The 5,615-nt window shown below is 64.8% G+C and carries 6 protein-coding genes and 1 pseudogene; 5 read left to right on the forward strand and 2 right to left on the reverse strand.

Annotated elements, in window-relative coordinates:
* Positions 1-225 (forward strand): annotated as a pseudogene (locus tag EN781_RS24060) (lipoyl synthase); the annotation flags it as partial.
* A 7-nt stretch (positions 226-232) separates the two neighbouring features.
* The gene (locus EN781_RS24065) at positions 233-688 is read left to right on the forward strand and encodes a type II toxin-antitoxin system RatA family toxin (protein WP_126054619.1); all 456 of its coding nucleotides are present in this window, start codon (positions 233-235) and stop codon (positions 686-688) included.
* Positions 689-697: 9 nt separating this feature from the next.
* Here the strand turns inward: EN781_RS24065 and EN781_RS24070 are convergent, their stop codons facing one another.
* Together EN781_RS24070 and EN781_RS24075 are read right to left on the reverse strand one after the other, a co-directional pair.
* A complete protein-coding gene (locus EN781_RS24070) occupies positions 698-1,180 on the reverse strand; it encodes a CinA family protein (protein WP_126054618.1) in 483 nt (160 codons plus the stop codon).
* Positions 1,177-2,406, reverse strand: a complete 1,230-nt coding sequence (locus EN781_RS24075) for a bifunctional 2-C-methyl-D-erythritol 4-phosphate cytidylyltransferase/2-C-methyl-D-erythritol 2,4-cyclodiphosphate synthase (RefSeq protein WP_126054617.1) — start codon at positions 2,404-2,406, stop codon at positions 1,177-1,179. Before EN781_RS24075 ends, EN781_RS24070 begins: the two co-directional genes overlap by 4 nt.
* Positions 2,407-2,639: 233 nt before the next feature.
* Here EN781_RS24075 and dusB point away from each other — a divergent pair, with 233 nt between their 5' ends.
* From dusB to EN781_RS24090, 3 genes are all read left to right on the forward strand, one after another.
* On the forward strand, positions 2,640-3,662 hold the full coding sequence (gene dusB / locus EN781_RS24080; protein ID WP_126054616.1) for a tRNA dihydrouridine synthase DusB: 1,023 nt from the start codon (positions 2,640-2,642) through the stop codon (positions 3,660-3,662).
* On the forward strand, positions 3,659-4,801 hold the full coding sequence (locus EN781_RS24085) for a nitrogen regulation protein NR(II) (RefSeq protein WP_126054615.1): 1,143 nt from the start codon (positions 3,659-3,661) through the stop codon (positions 4,799-4,801). The genes dusB and EN781_RS24085 overlap by 4 nt, the downstream gene beginning before the upstream one ends.
* On the forward strand, positions 4,798-5,615 hold an 818-nt coding region (locus tag EN781_RS24090; RefSeq protein ID WP_127400391.1), incomplete at its 3' end, for a sigma 54-interacting transcriptional regulator. The genes EN781_RS24085 and EN781_RS24090, both read left to right, overlap by 4 nt.

Here is a 5,615-nt window from a genome sequence, read left to right on the forward strand (position 1 = left end):
GTCGACTTCATGACCATCGGCCAGTATCTGCAGCCGTCGAAGAAGCACCATCCGGTGATCCGCTTCGTCACCCCGGAGGAGTTCAAGTCCTTCGAGACGATCGGCAAGACCAAGGGTTTCCTTCTCATGGCGTCGAGTCCGCTGACGCGCTCCTCGCATCATGCCGGCGAGGATTTCGCCAGGCTGCGCGCGGCGCGGGAAGCGCAGCTCAAAAAAGCCAGCTGATCCCCGAATGCCGAAATTCGAAGCCATCCGTCGCGTCGCCCATACGCCGCAGGAGATGTTCGCGCTGGTCGCGGACGTCGAGGCCTATCCGCAATTCCTGCCGCTGTGCGAAGCGCTCAGCGTGCGCTCGCGCAAGGAGCGCGACGGCCGCACCATCCTCCTTGCCGACATGAGCATCGGTTACAAGGCGATCCGCGAGACCTTTACCACGCAGGTGCTGCTGAAGCCCGACGAGAAGGCCATCGATGTCAAATACATCGACGGCCCTTTCAAATATCTCAGCAATATCTGGCGCTTCGACCCGGCCGATAGCGGCTGCGAGGTGCACTTTTTCATCGACTACGAGTTCAAGAGCCGCATTCTCGGCGCGTTGATGGGCACGATGTTCGATCGCGCCTTCCGCATGTTTGCCGAGGCCTTCGAGAAGCGCGCCAACCAGATCTACGGCGCAAGAACGGCCTGAGTTCGGAGTTTAGCCCAGCGCGCGCAGGCCGAGTTCCAGCGCGTGCCGCACGGTTTCATGGCGGATGAACTCTCGCCCCTTGTGGCCGAACAGTTGGTGCTCGGCGACGATCGGCTGGCCGGCCAGCGCAAGGCCGAACCAGACCAGGCCGACCGGCTTGTCGGCCGAACCGCCGGTCGGGCCGGCGATGCCCGTGACCGCGAGCGCGAGGCTCGCCCGCGAATGCGCCAGCGCGCCCGCCGCCATTTCGAGCACGATTTCGCGTGAGACCGCGCCGTGCGTCTTGAGCGTTGCGGCGGAAACGCCGAGCATCTCCATCTTGGCTTCGTTGGAATAAGTGATGAAACCGCGGTCGACCACGGCGGAGGAGCCGGCAATGTCGGTGAGCGCGGCGATGATCAGGCCGCCGGTGCAGCTTTCCGCCGTCGCCAGCATGATGCCGCGTTGCTGGCAGGCCAGAAGCAGGGCGTTTGCGAGTTCGGCGTTGCTCATTCGGGAACCTCACCTGGAAAGACTACGCTGGCGGTGGCGATGGCCGCTATGCCTTCCTGGCGGCCGATGAAGCCAAGCTTCTCATTGGTGGTCGCCTTGATCGAGATGCGCTCACTGGCGATGCCGAGCATCGCGGCGAGGGCAGCCGTCATCGCCTCGCGGTGCGGGCCGACGCGCGGCGCCTCGCAGATCAGCGTGATGTCGGCATTGGCGATGCGTCCGCCGCGCCCGCGCACCAGCTTGGCCGCATGTTCGACGAAGATCTTCGAGGCGGCGCCTTTCCACTGCGGATCCGACGGCGGGAAATGCGTGCCGATATCGCCGGCGCCGCAGGTGGCGAGCAGCGCGTCGGTGAGGGCGTGAAGGCCGACGTCGGCATCGGAATGGCCGGAGAGCTTTCTGTCGTGCGGAATGACGACGCCGCAGAGCGTGACATGATCGCCCGGCTCGAAGGCATGCACGTCATAGCCGTTGCCGGTGCGGATATCCGGAAAGCGCGGCCGTTCACCGGAAAGCCGCTGATCGGCCATTGCAATATCCCTTGCCCAGGTAAGTTTTATGTTGTCCGGCGATCCTTGGACGATTTTCACCGGAATATGCGCCCACTCGGCGATCGCGGCGTCGTCGGTGAAATCCGCCTTGCCAAGATGATGGGCCTTTTCATGCGCGGCAAGAAGCGGCCAGAAGGGAAAGCCCTGCGGCGTCTGGGCGGCATGCAGTCCGTTCCTCGATACGGTCTCCTCGATCATCCCGGCTGCCGACTCGCGCTTCAGCGTGTCGGCGACGGGCAGAGCGGGCAGCGCGCCCTGGCGTTCGCCGACGGCATCGATCGTGCGGTCGATGAGGCCGGCGTCGACAAAGGGGCGTACGGCGTCATGGACGAGCACGCGGCCTGGCGCGGCATCCCTGAGCGCCAGCAGGCCCAGCCTGACAGAGGCCTGGCGCGAATCGCCGCCGGTGACCGTGATGACACGGTCCGCATCCGCACCCGCGGCCTTTCGGAAAAGCTCGCCGTCGTCGGCGTGAATGGCCACCACGACCGGACCGGTCCTCGGGTGAGAGAGGAATGTCTCCAAGGTGCGCGCGATGACGGCGCGGCCGCCGATGCGTTGATATTGCTTCGGTCCATTGGCTTGCCCGGCGCGCGCGCCGCGCCCGGCCGCTACGATAACCACCGCGACCTTGTCATCCGCGCCCGAAGCCTGATTTTCGCTTGCGTCAGTCATTGCGATTGGCTTAGCGCACGATCCGCAAAAGTGTAATCGGTTTTCGGAAAAGATCGTGCGCCAATTGTGAATTCCAAAGCGTCCTTTGTGTATCCTGAACGACGCACTGCGCTTTGCTGGCCGAAGGCCAGCTTTTTCCCAAATGCGCCTTGATTTGACGTCATTGCGCGTTGCACATTGCCTTGCTACTGGCTAGAGAATGTGCAGCAATCAGATATGCTTGGTTTTTGTGCATGCCCGAATTGACCAAATTGGCTCTGCCGCTCCACATTGGCGGCGTGATAATCCGTAATCGTGTCTTCCTCGCGCCGATGTCGGGAGTAACCGACGAGGCGTTCCGGCAGCGCGCCCATCGGCATGGTGCCGGGCTGGTCGTGTCGGAAATGGTGGCGAGCGGAGAGCTTGCCAAAGGCAGGGCCGGCTGCGACCTGCGCATCCGCCATTCCGGGCTGCCGGTCCACATGGTCCAGCTTGCCGGCCGCGAGGCGGCGCACATGGCCGAAGGCGCCCGGATCGCCGCGGGCGAGGGCGCCGACATCATCGATATCAACATGGGCTGCCCGGCCAAGAAGGTGACGGGCGGCTATGCTGGCTCAGCGTTGATGCGCGATCTCGATCACGCGCTGTCGCTGATCGAGGCGGTGGTCGGCGCCGTCGAGGTACCGGTGACCGTGAAGATGCGGCTTGGCTGGGACGAAAGCGCGCTCAACGCGCCGATGCTGGCGCGCCGCGCCGAACAGGCCGGCGTGAGGATGGTGACGGTGCATGGCCGCACGCGCTGTCAGTTCTACCAGGGCAAGGCCGACTGGCGCGCCATCGCGCGGGTCAAGGAAGCCGTTTCGATCCCGGTCGTCGCCAATGGCGATGTCGGCTCGCCGGCGGAAGCGGCTGCCATCCTCGATCAATCGGGCGCCGACGCGGTGATGATCGGGCGCGCGCATTATGGCGCACCGTGGACCGCCGGCAGGATCGCGGCGTCCGCGGCAGGAGAGACGGCGCCAGGCATTCCCGGAGATCGGCTGGCCCTGGCCGACTACGTCATTGGCCACTATCAGGATATGCTGGCGCTCTACGGTGTCGAAAGCGGGCTGCGCCAGGCGCGCAAGCATCTCGGGTGGTATCTCGATAGCCATGCCGCCGGCGCCACTTCCGGTCAACGCAAGGCAATCCTCACCTCTTTCGAGCCCGCTCGCGTCATCGCCGAACTGCGTGAAGTGTTCTCCAACCCCGCCGAATCGATGCGGAGCGCCGCATGAAGGCCACAGTTGCCCAAGGGCCGGACATGGTCGACGCCGCCAACATCGTGCTGAACACCATCCGCCGCCCGGTGATCATGGTCGATGCCGGCGGCTTCATCACCTTCGCCAATGCCGATGCGGAGGATTTCTTTCGCTCCAGCGCGACCATGCTTGCCCGCAACACGTTGTCCAAGCTCGTGCCCTTCGGCAGCCCGCTGCTCACCCTTGTCGACCAGGTGCGCGAGCGCCTGGCGCCGGTCAACGAATACCGGGTCGATGTGTCATCGCCGCGCCTTGGCATCGAAAAGGTCGTCGACCTTTACGTGGCGCCGGTGCCGGAATTCCCGGGCACGGTGGTGGTGATGTTCCAGGAACGGTCGATGGCCGACAAGATCGACCGACAGATGACGCATCGCGGCGCCGCCCGCTCGGTCACCGGCCTTGCCGCCATGCTGGCGCATGAGATCAAGAACCCATTGTCCGGCATCAGGGGCGCCGCCCAGTTGCTGGAACTGTCAGCCTCCGACGAGGACCGCGCGCTCACCCGGCTGATCACCGACGAGACCGACCGCATCGTCTCACTCGTCGACCGCATGGAGGTCTTTTCCGACGAACGGCCAATCGACCGCTACCCGGTCAACATCCACGTCGTTCTCGACCATGTGAAGGCGATTGCCAAGAACGGTTTTGCGAAACGGATCAAGATCTTGGAGGAATACGATCCATCGCTTCCTCCGGTCTTCGCCAACCGCGACCAGCTGATCCAGGTGTTCCTCAACCTGGTCAAGAACGCCGCCGAGGCGATCGGTTCGGACCCGCAAGGCGAGATCGTGCTGTCCACTGCCTTCCGGCCGGGCATCCGTGTTTCGGTGCCGGGAACGCAGGATCGCGTGTCCCTGCCGCTGGAATTTTGCGTGCGCGACAACGGTCCCGGTGTTTCGGAGGACATACTGCCGATCCTGTTCGACCCGTTCATCACCACCAAGCCGAACGGCTCCGGCCTCGGGCTGGCGCTGGTGGCCAAGATCGTCGGCGAGCATGGCGGCATCATCGAATGCGATTCGACGCCGCGGGGAACCACGTTCCGCATCCTGATGCCGGCTTGGAAGGAGACCGCACACGGTGTCGACGAAGAAGCTGAAGGAGACCGCTCATGACCGCACGCGGCAACATTCTGGTCGCCGATGACGATGCGGCCATCCGCACCGTGCTCAATCAGGCGCTGTCGCGCGTCGGCCATGAGGTGCGCGTCACTTCGAATGCCTCGACGCTGTGGCGCTGGGTGGCGGCGGGCGAGGGCGACCTCGTCATCACCGACGTGGTGATGCCGGACGAGAACGCCTTCGACATGCTGCCGCGCATCAAGAAGGCGCGGCCGGAACTGCCGGTCATCGTGATGAGCGCGCAGAACACGTTCATGACCGCCATCCGCGCCTCCGAGACCGGCGCCTATGAATATCTGCCGAAGCCGTTCGACCTGACCGAACTGCTCAACATCGTCAACCGGGCGCTGGCCGAGCCGAGACGGCCGAAGCTCGACGCGCGCGCCGACGACCAACCGGAGACGATGCCGCTGGTCGGCCGCTCCGCCGCCATGCAGGACATCTACCGCATGCTGGCCCGCATGATGCAGACCGACCTCACGGTGATGATCAGCGGCGAATCCGGCACCGGCAAGGAGCTGGTGGCCCGCGCGCTGCACGAATATGGCCGCCGCCGCGGCGGCCCGTTCGTTGCCATCAACATGGCGGCGATCCCGCGCGACTTGATAGAATCGGAACTGTTCGGTCACGAGAAGGGCGCCTTCACCGGCGCGCAGAACCGCTCCACCGGTCGCTTCGAGCAGGCCGAAGGCGGCACGCTGTTCCTCGACGAGATCGGCGACATGCCGATGGAGGCGCAGACACGCCTGCTGCGCGTGCTGCAGCAAGGCGAATATACGACCGTCGGCGGCCGCACGCCGATCAAGAC

Origin of the sequence: Mesorhizobium sp. M4A.F.Ca.ET.090.04.2.1 (assembly GCF_003999085.1) — a bacterium.
Lineage (GTDB): Bacteria > Pseudomonadota > Alphaproteobacteria > Rhizobiales > Rhizobiaceae > Mesorhizobium.

What these genes read in the sequence shown, in the direction of transcription:
- EN781_RS24065 (WP_126054619.1), top strand. Translation starts at nt 233, where the DNA reads ATGCCGAAATTCGAAGCCATCCGTCGCGTCGCCCATACGCCGCAGGAG.
- EN781_RS24070 (WP_126054618.1), bottom strand. Translation starts at nt 1,180, where the DNA reads ATGAGCAACGCCGAACTCGCAAACGCCCTGCTTCTGGCCTGCCAGCAA.
- EN781_RS24075 (WP_126054617.1), bottom strand. Translation starts at nt 2,406, where the DNA reads ATGACTGACGCAAGCGAAAATCAGGCTTCGGGCGCGGATGACAAGGTC.
- dusB (WP_126054616.1), top strand. Translation starts at nt 2,640, where the DNA reads ATGCCCGAATTGACCAAATTGGCTCTGCCGCTCCACATTGGCGGCGTG.
- EN781_RS24085 (WP_126054615.1), top strand. Translation starts at nt 3,659, where the DNA reads ATGAAGGCCACAGTTGCCCAAGGGCCGGACATGGTCGACGCCGCCAAC.